At 58.0% G+C, this 243-nt stretch carries 1 rRNA gene; it reads left to right on the top strand.

Annotated features, from left to right (window positions below):
- Positions 1–243: ribosomal RNA gene (locus AWV70_RS13645) — 16S ribosomal RNA — on the top strand; the annotation flags it as partial.

The following is a 243-nucleotide window of genomic DNA, read 5'->3' as shown; positions in this document are numbered from 1 at the left end:
GTGGAGGAACACCAGTGGCGAAGGCGGCTTTCTGGTCTGTAACTGACGCTGAGGCGCGAAAGCGTGGGGAGCAAACAGGATTAGATCCCCTGGTAGTCCACGCCGTAAACGATGAGTGCTAAGTGTTAGGGGGTTTCCGCCCCTTAGTGCTGCAGCTAACGCATTAAGCACTCCGCCTGGGGAGTACGGCCGCAAGGCTGAAACTCAAAGGAATTGACGGGGACCCGCACAAGCGGTGGAGCA

The sequence above is a fragment of the Sporosarcina koreensis genome (assembly GCF_001531445.1).
In the GTDB taxonomy this organism is placed as follows: Bacteria; Bacillota; Bacilli; order Bacillales_A; family Planococcaceae; genus Sporosarcina; species Sporosarcina koreensis_C.
Note: the sequence above shows the minus strand (reverse complement) of the source record. Positions and strands in the feature narration are given on the sequence as shown.